This window comes from Priestia sp. SIMBA_032 (assembly GCF_046535215.1).
Lineage (GTDB): Bacteria > Bacillota > Bacilli > Bacillales > Bacillaceae_H > Priestia > Priestia aryabhattai.
In genome coordinates this window covers 727,377-742,931 of record NZ_JAWRXD010000003.1, presented here as the reverse complement: position 1 = coordinate 742,931, position 15,555 = coordinate 727,377, and the positions used below count along the sequence as shown (strand labels likewise).

The 15,555-nt window shown below is 37.4% G+C and carries 13 protein-coding genes; all 13 read left to right on the top strand.

Annotation, left to right across the window (positions count from 1 at the left end; all coding sequences use genetic code 11):
- Window positions 1-42: 42 nt before the first annotated feature.
- The 13 genes from xylB to SB717_RS13860 all read left to right on the top strand — a co-directional run bounded on the left by xylB (window position 43) and on the right by SB717_RS13860 (window position 15,507).
- Complete coding sequence (xylB, locus tag SB717_RS13920; protein WP_410903945.1) at window positions 43-1,545, top strand: xylulokinase; 1,503 nt, start codon at window positions 43-45, stop codon at window positions 1,543-1,545.
- Between the two features lie 301 nt (window positions 1,546-1,846).
- Window positions 1,847-3,268: a D-xylose transporter XylE gene (gene xylE / locus SB717_RS13915; RefSeq protein WP_410903944.1), complete on the top strand. Its 1,422-nt coding sequence runs from the start codon at window positions 1,847-1,849 to the stop codon at window positions 3,266-3,268.
- 374 nt (window positions 3,269-3,642) lie between these two features.
- Window positions 3,643-5,052: a sigma-54 interaction domain-containing protein gene (locus tag SB717_RS13910; protein ID WP_410903943.1), complete on the top strand. Its 1,410-nt coding sequence runs from the start codon at window positions 3,643-3,645 to the stop codon at window positions 5,050-5,052.
- A 316-nt stretch (window positions 5,053-5,368) separates the two neighbouring features.
- Window positions 5,369-6,664 carry a CitMHS family transporter gene (locus SB717_RS13905; protein WP_410903942.1) on the top strand — a complete coding sequence of 432 codons (1,296 nt, stop codon included), beginning with the start codon at window positions 5,369-5,371 and terminating at the stop codon, window positions 6,662-6,664.
- Window positions 6,665-6,674: 10 nt separating this feature from the next.
- Complete coding sequence (locus tag SB717_RS13900; protein ID WP_410903941.1) at window positions 6,675-8,009, top strand: acyclic terpene utilization AtuA family protein; 1,335 nt, start codon at window positions 6,675-6,677, stop codon at window positions 8,007-8,009.
- Entirely contained in the window at window positions 7,990-8,301 is a 312-nt protein-coding gene (locus SB717_RS13895; RefSeq protein ID WP_048021387.1) for an AtuA-related protein, read from the top strand. Before SB717_RS13900 ends, SB717_RS13895 begins: the two co-directional genes overlap by 20 nt.
- 28 nt (window positions 8,302-8,329) lie before the next feature.
- The gene (locus tag SB717_RS13890; protein ID WP_410903940.1) at window positions 8,330-9,427 is read left to right on the top strand and encodes a chitobiase/beta-hexosaminidase C-terminal domain-containing protein; all 1,098 of its coding nucleotides are present in this window, start codon (window positions 8,330-8,332) and stop codon (window positions 9,425-9,427) included.
- A 397-nt stretch (window positions 9,428-9,824) separates the two neighbouring features.
- Window positions 9,825-10,763, top strand: coding sequence for a ubiquinol oxidase subunit II (locus SB717_RS13885; protein ID WP_074682231.1), 939 nt, complete (start codon window positions 9,825-9,827; stop codon window positions 10,761-10,763).
- A 1-nt stretch (window position 10,764) separates the two neighbouring features.
- On the top strand, window positions 10,765-12,732 hold the full coding sequence (qoxB, locus tag SB717_RS13880; protein ID WP_410903939.1) for a cytochrome aa3 quinol oxidase subunit I: 1,968 nt from the start codon (window positions 10,765-10,767) through the stop codon (window positions 12,730-12,732).
- A gap of 1 nt (window position 12,733) precedes the next feature.
- A complete protein-coding gene (gene cyoC, locus SB717_RS13875) occupies window positions 12,734-13,333 on the top strand; it encodes a cytochrome o ubiquinol oxidase subunit III (protein WP_098620965.1) in 600 nt (199 codons plus the stop codon).
- Window positions 13,334-13,630, top strand: a complete 297-nt coding sequence (gene cyoD / locus SB717_RS13870) for a cytochrome o ubiquinol oxidase subunit IV (RefSeq protein ID WP_025751946.1) — start codon at window positions 13,334-13,336, stop codon at window positions 13,628-13,630.
- Window positions 13,631-13,780: 150 nt separating this feature from the next.
- Window positions 13,781-14,275, top strand: a complete 495-nt coding sequence (locus SB717_RS13865; protein WP_074682147.1) for a universal stress protein — start codon at window positions 13,781-13,783, stop codon at window positions 14,273-14,275.
- A 347-nt stretch (window positions 14,276-14,622) separates the two neighbouring features.
- The gene (locus SB717_RS13860; RefSeq protein ID WP_016763765.1) at window positions 14,623-15,507 is read left to right on the top strand and encodes an SDR family oxidoreductase; all 885 of its coding nucleotides are present in this window, start codon (window positions 14,623-14,625) and stop codon (window positions 15,505-15,507) included.
- Window positions 15,508-15,555: the final 48 nt, after the last annotated feature.

Sequence of the window (15,555 nt, the reverse complement as noted above, 5' to 3'; positions counted from 1 at the left end):
GAAACAATTTCTACTCTCGTTTATAAACGCGGAGGTATGAAGATGAAATATGTAATTGGAATTGATCTAGGAACAAGCGCCGTAAAAACGGTTTTAGTTGATACAAAAGGCAAGATTTGCGCTGTGGTTTCTAAAAATTATCCTCTCCTTCATGAAAAAACAGGGTATAGCGAACAGAATCCAGAAGAATGGGTTCAGCAGACGGCTAGTGCTTTAAATGAATTAATTGCTAACGCTAATATAAAACCCGAAGATATAGAAGGAATTAGTTATTCTGGACAGATGCATGGCCTTGTGCTGCTGGATAAAAACTATAACCTATTACGTAACGCCATTTTGTGGAATGACACAAGAACAACAGAACAATGTCATCATCTTTATAAAGTGATTGGAGAAAAACATCTTTTAGAAATAACAAAAAACCAGGCTTTAGAAGGATTTACTCTTCCTAAGTTATTGTGGGTAAAAGAGTATGAACCGGAGATATTTGAAAAAACAGCTGTATTTATGCTGCCCAAAGACTATTTGCGTTTTAAGATGACTGGCTTGATTCATAGTGAATATTCAGATGCTGCCGGTACATTATTATTAAATATCAGCAAGAAAAAATGGGATGAAGAGCTTTGTCAATCAGTAGGAGTTAATATTAACCTTTGTCCGCCACTAGTTGAATCTAATGAATGCATAGGCAATATTAATGAGGAGTTCTCTCAAAAAACGGGATTAGCAACTTCAACGAAAGTATTTGCTGGCGGAGCTGATAATGCTTGCGGAGCAATCGGCGCCGGCATTTTATCATCAGGGGAAACACTATGTAGCATTGGGACATCTGGGGTTGTTCTTTCTTATGAGGAACGAAGCGATAGAGACTTTGGTGGAAAAGTCCACTATTTTAATCATGGAAAAGAAAATGCATTTTATACAATGGGCGTTACATTATCTGCTGGTCACAGTTTAAGCTGGTTTAAGGAAAATTTCGCAGAAAACGATACGTTTGAAGAATTGTTGGCCGACCTAAAAAATGTCCCAATCGGCTCAAACGGCCTTTTATTTACCCCTTACTTAGTCGGGGAACGTACACCGCATGCAGATGCTACGATTCGCGGAAGTTTTATAGGGATGGATGCCTCTCATAAAAAGAGAGACTTTACGCGGGCAGTTATTGAAGGGATTACGTTTTCATTAAATGAATCAATTGAAATTTTTCGAGAAAACGGAAAGGAAATTACGTCTATTGTATCAATCGGCGGGGGAGCAAAAAACGATCACTGGCTTCAAATTCAAGCAGACGTTTTTAATGCAAAAATTGTAAAGTTATCTACTGAACAAGGCCCAGCGTTAGGAGCAGCCATGCTAGCAGCTTATGGCTGTGGCTGGTACAACTCATTGGAAGAGTGTGCAAACGTATTTATTACGTCTTCAAAAACATATTATCCTAACGTAGAACATGTACAAGTCTATAAACAGCTTTATGAATTATATAAAGAAGTATATCTTCAAACACACGACCTAAGTAAAAAGCTAGATGAATTTAAAGGGAAGTAATAGATTACAAAATATACAACCTTACTTTAAAAAGGAGCCTCATATGAAAGTAGCTTGTATTATTTGATTATGGTTGTATATCGATATACCTGACACAAAAGGAAGTATAGAAAATGCTGTAGTAAGATTTGATTCGATAGAAAAATACGTACGTTAGAGGGGAGGATAAGAGCAGTTAGTCCAATAGACGACGAAAATTTCTTTTGTGTTCCAAGAATTTGAAAACGCATTCAAATAAGTGCGAACTCAGTTAGAAATAGAACTTCTACTGTTACTCTTAACTAACTGCTTTTAACAACGCATGAAACAAAATCGAAACTCATTATATATTTTTTCTATTACCTTAGTTGCCGCTATCGGAGGGTTACTGTTTGGATATGATACAGCTGTAATATCTGGAGCTGAAGAATCATTAAAGGTGTATCTTATTGACAGCTTAGGGTTGGGATCTTTAGCACACGGTGTTACTGTATCAAGTGCTTTAATAGGATGTATTATTGGAGGGTTGGTATCTGGTTATTTTGCGACGAAACTAGGACGCAAACAATCACTTATACTAGCGGCTATTCTTTTTATAGTCTCAGCGTTAGGCGCTTCTTATCCTGAGTTTTTATTTTTTACAAAAGGGGAACCGACACTCTCTTTGTTACTAGCTTTTAACTTCTACCGCATTATAGGTGGGATTGGTGTTGGCTTAGCATCAGCCATTTGTCCAATCTATATAGGAGAAATTGCACCGGCAGATATTCGCGGCAGATTGGTATCATTCAATCAATTTATGATTATTTTTGGAATGTTAGTCGTTTACTTCGTGAATTGGGGTATTGCAAATGGGGAAACCTTAGAATGGATTAATGATGTAGGGTGGAGATACATGTTTGCTTCAGGAGCTATTCCAGCTTTACTCTTTGCAGCACTCTTGTTTTTAGTTCCTGAAACGCCTCGCTACTTAGCTATACAGAATCAAGACCAAAAAGCTTTAGCCATACTAACCAAAATTAATGGATCTTCAGAAGCGAAATCAATTTTAGAAGATATTAAACAAACAATTTCTACCAATGTTTCATCTGAAAAATTATTGGCGTACGGAAAATTAGTTATCGTTGTAGGTATATTGCTTTCTGTATTTCAACAGTTTGTAGGAATAAATGTAGCTCTATATTATGCTCCGCGTATTTTTGAAAGCATGGGAGCAGCTAAAGGTTCTTCTATGCTGCAAACCATTATTATGGGATTAGTAAACGTTATTTTTACAGTAATTGCAATTTTGACGGTTGATCGTTTGGGAAGAAAACCTTTATTAATAACAGGGTCTATCGGAATGGCCATTGGAATGTTCGGTGTAGCAAGCATGGCTTTTTCAAACATCATTGGTATAGGGACGCTTGTATTTATCATTATTTATACAGCTTCCTTTATGATGTCATGGGGACCAATTTGTTGGGTGCTCATTTCAGAGATTTTCCCTAATAAAATTAGAGGTCGTGCTGTAGCTATTGCCGTAGCTGCTCAGTGGGCGGCTAACTATTTTATTTCCTCTACATATCCTGTGATGATGGAATATAGCGGAGGATTAACATATGGTTTTTACGGTTTAATGAGTATACTTTCTGCTTTATTCGTTTGGAAATTCGTTCCTGAAACAAAAGGTAGAACTCTTGAACAAATGGAAAATATGTGGAGAAAAAAACAAGAGACTTCAAAGAGTAAGAAGGCCATATAACCATTGAGCTTTTGTTTAGAGTAAAGATAAATATAAAACTTTCAAAAACACCTAAACTAACTTTAGGTGTTTTTAATATGTAACCTTTATGAAGAAAGTGGATAGCTTTTTTAAAGGATATTGCTATAGTGATAAGCCTCTTTAAAAATAGAAATATAGTTTTTTTATGAGGAGTGTTTCATCGTAAATATAAATAACGGTGCAATGAATTTACACATTAATAATGGAGGAAGCGAGCTTATATCCACTTATATAAATCAGATTATTCAAATTAGTTGAGTGGACTCTGTTTCAAAAAAGAGAAAATTAGTTGATAATTATAAATAAAGCAAGAATCTACTCTCAAGTTATTATAGAAAGGAGCTCATAATACTGTGAAGAATACATTTCAAGAACACATAGAAGTCGACTGCTCCTCTAAAAAGTTTAACTGGTGGCATGCAGTTATAAAATCGATAAATGATGGTATTCTAGTTATCGACAAAGAAGGGATTGTTAGATTTATTAACCAAGAGTATACAAAGATTACAGGAGTAAAAAGTGATATTATCGGAAAACCACTAATAGAATATCGCCCAGGCGCTCAGTTAACAAATACCCTAAAAGATCAACAATACAGAGTAGGCGTATATCGAAAAGAAAAAAATCGGGAATATATGGTGGACATGGCTCCAATTATAATAGAAGGTAAACTTGCAGGAGCCGTATCGGTTTGTAAAAGCCTCAATGAAGTTGACAAATTATCAAAAGAGTTAAGAAGACAAACCGAAAAGTTAAAGAATTTAGAAAACCGAATGGATTCTATCTATGAAGCAAAGTATACATTTGAACAAATAATTGGTAGGGACGGAGGGTTAAGGCACGTCGTTCATATAGCTGAAAAAGTAGCAGAATCTCAATTCCCTATTCTTGTGATGGGAGAAAGCGGCACGGGAAAAGAATTATTTTCACAAGCTATACATAATAAAAGTGAGCGCAAGCATGGTCCTTTTATACCTGTAAATTGTGCGGCTATTCCTTCGTCTCTGTTAGAAAGTGAACTTTTTGGATATGGAGACGGTGCTTTTACAAATGCTAAAAAAGGCGGGAAGGCTGGACTATTCGAAATAGCAAACAACGGAACTATATTTTTAGATGAAATTGGAGATATGTCCTATGATCTTCAAGCTAAGTTGTTAAGAGTTCTGCAAGAGAAAAAGATTCGAAGGGTAGGAGAAGCAACTGAACGTGCAGTTGACGTAAGGATCATTGCTGCTACGCACCGCAATCTAAAGCAGCTTGTAAATAAAAAACAGTTTCGAGAAGATTTATTTTATAGAATTAACGTTATTCAATTAGAGATACCTCCTTTAAGAAAAAGGAGAGAAGATATACGTGAACTCGTCTATTCTTTTATTGAATACTCGACCACCAACACCTCTTACAAAATTGACGAATATACACTAGGTTTTTTTCAATCTTATCATTGGCCTGGCAACGTAAGGGAATTAAAAAATGTAATTGACTATGCAACATGTATGGCGGAAGACACAGATATTGTATTTCGTCACCTTCCAGAATTTATGATTAAAAATGAAAAAAACTTTTCAGATATTGTAAGTAAAACAGAGAAATCTAGTCAAACACTGCAAGAAGCTATACAGGATAAAGAGTGCGCATTTATTCAGGAAATATTAAGAAAATATCCAAATAACATTGAGGGAAAAAAGAAAACAGCAGAAGTTTTAGATATTTCTTTAGCTACTTTATACAATAAAATGAAAAAATATCATATTCATTTCTAAGTCTTTAGAAAGATTTCTAGATTTTTAGAAATACTGAAGACTATGTATTAAGAAGTGTATTTCTATACTGGACAGCAGTTATTTCTAAAACATTAGAATTTAGATTAACAAAAACAGAGAAAGAAAGCAGCTTTATTGGTAACGCTTTCTTTTTTTGTTGTGTCTTAAATTTCTTTTATCACATTTTGAAAGGATTTAGTAACGGTTTGTTGCTATTTTTACATATCTTTGGCATGAATCCTGCAAGAACAAAAAGTACCGAAGTTTTTTACATCTGAGATTTTTGAATATATAAATTTGAGACAGGAGGGATTACATGTTAGCACTTTTAGGGTTTTTAATTATTGGCGTATTTTTATTTTTAATTATGACCAATCGTTTATCTGTATTGATTGCCTTAGTTCTCGTACCAACTGTTTTTGCATTAATAGGCGGATTTGGGCTAGAAATGGGAGACATGATGTTAGAAGGCATTATAAAAGTAGCGCCTACAGGTATTATGATTGTTTTTGCAGTTTTGTACTTCGGCTTAATGATTGATACAGGCTTATTTAATCCTATGATTTCTAAAATGCTTCGTCTAGTTAAAGGAGATCCTTTAAAAGTAGTCGTAGGGACAGCTATCGTCACAATGCTTGTATCATTAGACGGAGACGGTGCATCTACTTTTATGATTACCATTACAGCGCTGCTACCTCTTTATAAGAGATTAAAGATGAATCCTCTTATTTTATCAGGAGTGGTTGCTTTAGGAGCGGGAGTTATGAACTTAGCTCCTTGGGGAGGACCTACTGCTAGAGCCATGACTACATTTAATGCAGATTCTTCTCAATTATTTAACCCTGTTATCCCCGCAATGATTGCTGGGATTGTATGGGTGTTAGCATCTGCTTTTTGGCTTGGGAAAAAGGAGAGGCAGAGACTAGGAGTCATTGAACTAGAAGAACATGTACAAGGGTTTACAGAACATGCAGCTGCCCTAGAAGCAAAAGGACCACGGCTTTTTTGGTTTAATCTTGCTTTAACAATTTTGCTTCTTATCGCGTTAATTAAAGTATGGCTACCTTTACCGGTTTTATTTATTGTCGCTTTTGTAATTGCTCTTTTGGTGAATTATCCAAATCCAGAAGAACAGCAAAAACGCTTACTAAGTCATGCAAATAACGTGTTAATTGTTTCTACGTTGATTTTCGCCGCAGGCATTTTCACGGGTATCCTAACAGGAACAAAGATGATAGATGGAATGGCTTCTGCAATGGTTAGCATTATCCCTGAATCACTAGCTTCTTACTTACCTGTACTGGTAGCGGTTAAAAGCATGCCTCTTAGCTTAGTGTTTACGCCGGATGCTTACTATTTTGGGGTATTGCCAATTATTAGCCAGACGGCTTCTAACTTTGGCATCGATCCAATTGAAATTGGCAGAGCAGCTATTTTAGGACAGATGACGACTGGATTTCCATTAAGTCCTTTAACCGCCTCGACCTTTATCCTTGTAGGATTAGCGGGAGTGAATTTAGGCGATCATCAGCGTTTTATCTTTAAGTGGGCATTTGGAACCACCATTGTTATGACGATTGTGGCATTAATAACGGGAGCAATTACTATTTGAGGTGATGAAAATGATAAGAATTGGATCAGGCGCGGGTTTTTCAGGAGATCGATTAGAACCGGCGGTTATATTGGCTGAAAAAGGAAATTTAGATTATTTAGTATTAGAATGTTTAGCTGAAAGAACAATCGCACTTGCCCAAAAAAGAAAAAGTCAAAATCCTTTAATGGGTTATGATCCCTTATTGGAAAAAAGACTAGAGCTTCTTTTGCCTATTATCAAGAAAAATAGAGTGCGAATTATTACAAATATGGGAGCAGCCAATCCAATAGGTGCTGCTGAAAAAGTTGTGGAAATGGCTAACCGATTGAACATTGAGATAAAAGTGGCGGCCGTATTGGGAGATGACGTACTAAAGTTGATAGATAGAAATGGATTGACTCTAGAAACAAATGAACCGATATCTCATTTTGGTAACGTCATATCTGCAAACGCTTACCTTGGTGTAGAAACAATATTGCCAGCTCTAGAGACAGAGGCTCAAGTTATTATTACCGGTAGAGTAGCAGATCCGTCTTTATTTGTTGCTCCAATGGTACACCACTTTGGATGGTCTTTAGACGACGTAGATAAAATTGCTCAAGGAACAGTAATTGGACACTTATTGGAGTGTGGAGGACAGGTAGCTGGTGGTTATTTTGCTGATCCCGGAAAAAAAGAAGTCCCAAAGCTTGCTGAATTAGGTTTTCCATTTGCTGATGTTAAAGAAGATGGGACAGCCATCATTACTAAAGTAGAAGGGACAGGAGGAGTCATTAACTTAGCTACTGTAAAAGAACAGCTTCTTTACGAAGTAACTAATCCTCATCAATATATAACACCGGATGTTATTGCAGATTTTACTTCCGTTCATTTACAGGGAATTAAATTGAACCAAATTCAAGTGTCTGGCGGAACAGGTATAACAAGGCCTGAAACGTTAAAAGTCAGCGTAGGTTACGAAGCAGGTGTTATTGGAGAAGGGGAAATTTCCTATGCTGGATCCAATGCTCTAGAAAGAGCTAAGCTAGCTGGTGAAATTTTATATAGTCGTTTAAAAGATAAAGTGGTCGACTTAAGAATTGATTATATCGGTATTTCTTCCGTTCATAGAGTCTCTTTTCAAGAATCAGATCCTTATGAAATCAGGCTGAGAGTAGCAGGGAAATGTCTTACTTTAAAGGAAGCAGCCAAAATTGGAGAAGAGGCAGAGGCTCTTTATACAAATGGGCCCGCAGGTGGAGGCGGAGCAAGAAAGTATGTTAATGAAGTAGTAGGAATTGTTTCTACGTTGATTTCACGTAACAAAATAGAAACCTACTTTACATTAAAGGAGAGCATAACAAATGAAAAAGAAATTATATGAACTTGCTCACAGTCGAGCTGGGGATAAGGGAAACACGCTTATGCTATCACTAATTCCGTATGACGAAAAGGATTATTTTTTATTACATGAAAAAGTGACTGCTTCGGAAGTAAAAAAACACTTAAAAAATATTGTAGAAGGAGACATTGTTCGCTATGAGGTTCCTAATATATCAGCGTTTCAATTTGTATGTCACCGCGCGTTACTTGGTGGAGTGACTACTTCTTTAGGAATGGATACGCACGGAAAAAGCTTAAGTTATGCCCTGCTGGAAATGGAAGTAGACATTTGAATAATAGTATAAAGGAGGTACTTTATCAGTGAACAATACGTCAATACAAAAAGTTCTAAGTTTTATTACTGTAGGAGTTCTTATTCTAGCTTTCTTTCCTTTAAGTAGTGTTGCGGCAAAAGAAGAAAATAATTATAAAAACGTAAAAAAACCAACCTCTTCAGTTTTATCAGGTAACTATTATTTGGAGCAGAAGATTGAATTAAAGACAAACACACCAGGTGCGAAAATTTACTATACACTTGACGGGAGCACTCCGACCAGTCAAAGCAATCAGTATTCGAACCCAATTATTATTAATAACGATACGGTGCTTAAAGCAATTTCCATAAAAGGAAACGCGAAAAATAAAAATCAGAAAAATCATAGTGATATAGCTATATTTACTTATTCATTTGAAAGCAGAGAATCTATAGCTACTCAATTTTTATCATTCACTTATAAAACAATGCCCTACCGACTTTATGTGCCTAAAGACTATGATTCTACAAAATCATATCCTCTGGTGCTATTTTTACACGGAGGTGGTGAACGAGGAAATGATAATACAAAACAGCTTCTTGGCAACGACGGAGCCATCATTTGGGCTTCACCAGAAAATCAACGAAAGCATCCCGCTTTTGTTTTAGCTCCCCAAGCTCGTAATGTACCAAGCGGAGGCTTCACCGTTACAAGAGATGATAACAATCAAGTCGATTTAGCAAAAGTATTCGAAACATCAGAAGATTTAAAAACGGCTTATGAAATTCTACAAAGTGTAAGAAAATCCTACAATATAGATAGTAATCGCCTTTATTCTACAGGACTATCTCAGGGAGGATTTGGCACATTTAACTTAAATATAGAACACCCTAATTTGTTTGCTGCGATGGTTCCGATAGCGGGAGGAGCCGATCCAGCTAAGGCGCACTTTCTTATCAACAAACCAATATGGGCTTTTCATGCTGAAGACGATTCTGTCATTCCTGTTACCTATTCAAGGAATATAATAAGTGCTATAAAAAAAGCTGGAGGACATCCGCTATATACGGAATATCCTAAAGAATTAAAGTATGACCATGCTTCATGGGTTCCTGTGTATCAAAACCAGAAACTGATTGAATGGATGTTTCAGCAGGTCAAATAAGCAAATCAGTAAATGTTAAAGCTCAATACTTCATCTAGTACTTATGAAAAAACTCTTCCAGTTAATAAAAACTGGAAGAGTTTTTTTGCTTTTATTAGGCTAGTCACAAGGTACCTTTTATCCCCCACATTTACTCAAATATGTGACGAAATTATGGTAAAGGTATTCAAAATAGATAAAAACCGCTTTAAGTGTGAGAAATATCACACCCTTTAACAACGCAACATGATAATTTTTTAGAAGTAAGCAATATGTCATGACAAAATTCAATATGTTAGGAGGTTTTTAGCCTTTTGATCTGTTGAGATGCATCTTTAATATGAACGTTTATATACCATTATTATGTACAGAGATTTAAAGGAAGGGAGCCTAAGCTTAGGTGAGAAAGCAAAAATCAATGCATATTGGCAAGTTAATCATTCTCTCCGTATTCATTACAATTTTTTTAGCAGGCTGTGATAGTCGTTATTTGATTTTAAATCCGCAGGGGGCGGTGGCTCAAAAAGAATACCAGTTAATTATTTTTTCCATAATTTTATGCACAATTGTTGTTATTCCTGTTTTAGGTCTGCTTGTGTATATCGTTTTACGCTACCGTGATAAGCCTGGAAACAAGGCTCCGTATCGACCAGACTGGGACGATAGCAAGCGTCTTGAATTTATTTGGTGGGGCATCCCCATTATTATTATCGGCATTTTAGGTTTCGCTACGGCCAAGACGACTTATGAATTAGTAGATCCGCCGAAAAAAGATGTAAAGCCGCTAACGATTGAAGTAACATCTCTTGACTGGAAATGGCTATTTCAATATCCGGATCAAGATATTGCGACAGTCAACTATGTAGAAATTCCAAAGAATGTGCCTGTTCAATTCGTGCTAACGTCAGATGCACCTATGAATTCTTTTTGGGTACCCCAGCTGGGAGGACAATTATATACCATGCCGGGAATGGCCATGGGGCTTTGGCTGCAAGCTGATCACAAGGGAGAATATTTTGGTTCAGGGGCTAATTTTACGGGTGAAGGGTTCGCCCATATGAACTTTAAAGTTAAGTCTACATCGACAAAAGAATTTAATCAGTGGGTAAAACAAGTAAAAGAAACAGCGCCAGCTTTAACAAAAGCTGATTATAACAGTCTTGCAAAACAAGGTCTTTCTTTGGAGAAATCGTATTCTACCATTCCTAAAGGTTTGTTCCAAGAAATTGTCATTAAAAATGGTGGTCAATATTATAGTCAGCATCACCATATGAAAAATGAAGATATGAAGACCATGAATGTGGCTTCTGATGAACAAGCACATACACAGCACAAGCACCAGGAAGGAGGAAAATAAGTTGTTAGACAAATTAAAAGATTTTTCATCTCATTTTTTTGTGACAGGGGAGCCGATGATTTACGGAGCAGATGTCGCCATTTTGTTAACGCTAGCCGGTATTATTTTTGTTCTTACTTATCTTAAAAAGTGGAAGTGGCTATGGCGTGAGTGGCTCACAACGGTAGATCATAAAAAAATTGGAATCATGTATATGCTTTCTTCATTGTTAATGCTGTTTCGAGGCGGAGTAGATGCATTATTAATGCGTATGCAGCTAGCATTTCCCCAGTGGCATTTTCTAGATTCTAATCATTACAATGAAATTTTCACTACGCACGGAACCATTATGATTCTATTTATGGCAATGCCGCTTATGTTTGCTTTCTTTAATATCGTTGTGCCGCTTCAAATTGGAGCAAGAGATGTCGCCTATCCTTTTTTAAACGCGGTAAGCTTTTGGCTATTTTTCTTTGGCGCCATGCTTTTCAATTTGTCGTTTGTAATCGGAGGCTCGCCAGATGCAGGGTGGCTAAGTTATCCGCCGCTTTCTGGCATGCAGTTCAGTCCTGGACCAGGTCAAGATTTTTATATTTGGGGCATTCAAATATCAGGTATTGGCAGCTTGGCTTCTGGAATTAATTTCATTATGACCATTTTAAAAATGCGTGCGCCCGGTATGAAACTTATGCATATGCCCCTATTTACGTGGTCTGTTCTAGCAAGCTGTATTATTATCATTTTCGCGTTTCCTGTATTAACCGTAACGCTTGCTTTATTGTTTATTGACCGCTTCTTTGACGGACACTTATTTACCATGACCGGCGGAGGAAATCCAATGATGTACATTAACTTAATTTGGATGTGGGGACATCCTGAAGTGTATATCGTTGTACTTCCTGCATTCGGCATTTTTTCTGAAATCGTTGCAACGTTTTCTCAAAAGAAAATATTTGGCTATAAATCTATGGTTTTTTCAATGATGATTATTAGCGTTCTATCGTATTTTACATGGGTACATCATTTCTTTACGATGGGTGCAGGCGCTAATGTGAATGTGTTTTTTGCTATTACCACGATGGCCATCGGAATTCCAACGGGCGTTAAAGTGTTCAACTGGTTATTTACGATGTTCCGCGGCCGTATTCAAATGACGCAGCCAATGTTATGGACAATTGCTTTTATCCCGTGCTTTGTTGTGGGAGGAGCAACGGGTGTTATGCTTTCAGCAGCTCCTGCAGACTATCAGTATCACAATAGCTACTTTTTAGTTGCACACTTTCACCAAGTGTTAATCGGAGGCGTGGTATTCGGCTTTTTTGCAGGTTTGTACTATTGGTGGCCAAAAATGTTTGGCTTTAAACTAAATGACCGTCTTGGTAAATGGGCATTTTGGACGTGGAATATTGGTTTTTACTTATGCTTCATGCCTCAATATGCATTAGGATTTATGGGGATGACACGCCGTATTTATACGTACGATTTTGACATGGGATGGGGACCGCTGAACGTTATCTCTACAGTGGGAGCCTTCTTTATGGGCATAGGGTTTATTTTTCAAGCATGGCAGATTCTTCATGGCATTAAGTACGGAAAACGAGATGTAACAGGAGATCCTTGGAATGGACGTACATTAGAATGGTCCATCCCTTCACCGCCGCCGCACTACAATTTTGCAGTAATTCCAACAGTAACCGGGCAAGATGCGTGGTGGACGATAAAAGAAGAAAGAAAAAAGAAAAAAGCGAAGGAAACAGCGGCTTTTTCTCCAATTCATATGCCTAAGAATTCAGGCATTCCATTTATCATGTCGGTTTTCTGGTTCATTGCTGGTTTTGGTTTAACGTTCCACTGGGTATGGGTAGCGATATTCGGTTTGACAGGAGTAGGAGCTTGTTTACTAGCTCGTTCTTTTCAATACAACTCGGACTATTATATTCCCGTGGATGAAATTCGACATACAGAAGATTCAGTAGGGAGGGTCGGATAACATGGCATATGCGACAGCACACCACGGAGAACATCATCATGAACATGATGAAGAAATCAAAGTTATGGGTTTTTGGCTTTTCCTCGTAACGGACTGCATCTTATTTGGAGCATTATTTGCTACGTATGCCGTTCTTGTTAATCATACTGCAGGAGGCCTTACAGGAAAGGAATTTTTTGAAGTCCCAGGATTTGTTTCTGAAACGTTTATCTTATTAACGAGCAGCTTTACAAGCGGATTAGCCGTGTTAAGCATGCACAAAGGAAAAATAAAGCCTTTAATTGGCTGGCTAATCGTAACTCTGCTTTTAGGTGTATGCTTTGTTGGCCTTGAAATTCATGAATTTCAAACAATGGTTCACGAAGGAGCAACCATTTCTACGAGCGCATTTTTTACGGCTTTCTACACGCTGGTTAGTACACACGGGCTGCACGTCTCTGTTGGAATCATTTGGATGATTTCAATTACAATCCAGTTAAAACGATACGGAATTACCTCTGTAACAAAACGAAAAGTGACGATTATAAGCTTATACTGGCATTTTCTTGATGCCGTCTGGATCTTCCTTTACACGGTTGTGTATTTAATGGGGGTGATGTAGATGGAGAACCACGGGTCGTTAAAAGCTTATACAATAGGATTTATTTTCTCGATTATTTTAACCGTTATTCCTCTGCTGCTGGTATTAAACCACGTACTTGCTAAAAATATATTACTAGCTAGCATTCTAGGAATGGCCGTGCTTCAATTTTTTGTTCAATTGTTTTTCTTTATGCATATTAAAGACGGAGAAAAGCCTCGTTATAATGTGATGGCTTTAATACTTGGAATCGTTTTTGTTATTACGATTGTAGCAGGATCTATTTGGATCATGACTTTTAACTCTCAAGTTCAATAAAAATGGAGCCGTGTACGATGTGCACGGCTCTATTTTTGATTAATTTCTCTAACTTGTGATAAAAATCACATATTTTCGCTTGTGCAAGAAGTACAATAAAAGTGTAGCAAAGAAAGTTCTTTATAAACGAAAGACAAAGGAGAGATTATGATGAATATGGCTTATCGTAACATCCTCGTAGCAGTAGACGGTTCTGTAGAAGCGGAGTGGGCATTCAAAAAAGCAGTTAACAGTGCAAAAAAAAATAACGCTCATTTGATAATTTGTCACGTTATCGACATACAGGCATTAAGTCCATCACCTTATGCATTCTATACGGATACACGCTTTCAAGATGCAGAGAAATTTGCTGAAGAACTTTTAACCAACTATAGTAACCTAGCCATTAAGGATGGAGTAACGAAAGTCGAGACATTAATTGAACACGGTTCTCCTAAAACAAAAATATCTAAAAAAATTGCTCCCGATAAGCACGTTGATTTAATTGTATGCGGTGCAACCGGGTTAAACGCGGTAGAGCGTATCTTAATCGGAAGTGTATCTCAGCATATTTTGCGCTATGCCAAATGTGATGTGTTAATCGTTCGCACTCCTAAAGAAGCTGAAGAGGAATCAAAGCCTTTACAAGTAGAACTAACAGAATAGCCAGGCACAGACGAGAAATAAAACTTGTTGTGCACAGCAAAATACAAAGCTCTCACCATTTATTTAAAGAGAGGAGATAAACGTATTTTAGTTAAAAGAAGATCCGAACAAGGAGTCAAGATTCTTAAGGGAGAATTTGACTCGTTCGGATTCTTTTATTGTGATGGTGAATGTATTTTCCAGGTATGCAGCTGTTTCTAGCTGTTGATTGAATGGGAATGGCAGAAAGAAAGGTGAGGATAGTAGAGCACATTAAACATGTTTATTAAGGAAGCAGAGGGGAAGAACAAGTATATAGAAAACTTTTCCTTAGTTGGTTAAGGTTGATTTATAAAGGAGTGACGAATATGTCAAAGTTAAATAATCCATTAACTCAATATTTCCATGAAGACTATCCAAAACAGTATCAAGAACCGCCTGGTGTACAAAAAGAAATGAACGTCATCCCAGACTGCGGGGAAAACAGTTACATAGGTGCAGGTAAATTAAAAGGCAGAAAAGCTCTTGTGACAGGTGGAGATTCAGGTATTGGCCGAGCAGCAGCTATCGCTTACGCAAGAGAAGGAGCGGACGTTGCGCTTAATTACTTGCCACAAGAGCAAGCTGATGCAGAAGAAGTAAAAAAGCTTATTGAAGCAGAAGGAAGAAAAGCAGTACTCATACCTGGTGATGTAGGCGAAGAATCTTTTTGCAAGGAGCTAGTAGAAAAAGCTTACAAAGAATTAGATGGATTAGACGTTTTAGCGCTCGTAGCAGGTAAACAGCAGGCAGTAGAAGATCTTGCTGATTTAGAAACGGATCAGCTGCGCAAAACCTTTGAAGTAAATGTATTCTCTTTATATTGGACCGTAAAAGCAGCGCTGCCTTATTTACCGGCAGGTGCTTCTATTATTACCACAAGTTCTGTACAAGGCTATAGCCCAAGTCCTAATTTATTAGATTATGCAGCTACAAAGTTTGCCATTAACGGATTCACTCGCGGACTAGCCAAGCAATTAGCTCCAAAAGGTATCCGTGTCAACTCCGTTGCTCCAGGACCTATCTGGACGCCGCTTCAAATTTCTGGAGGGCAGCCAAGCGACGCTATTCCAGGCTTTGGACAAGATACACCTTTGCAGCGTGCTGGTCAGCCGGTAGAGTTAGCAAATGTATACGTATTTTTAGCTTCAACGGATGCAAGCTACGTAACAGCTCAAGTTTACGGAATTACAGGGGGAATAGAACTAGCTTAACTCAAAAAAACACGTGCAGTTATGAACTGCACGTGTTTTTTTGAGTTA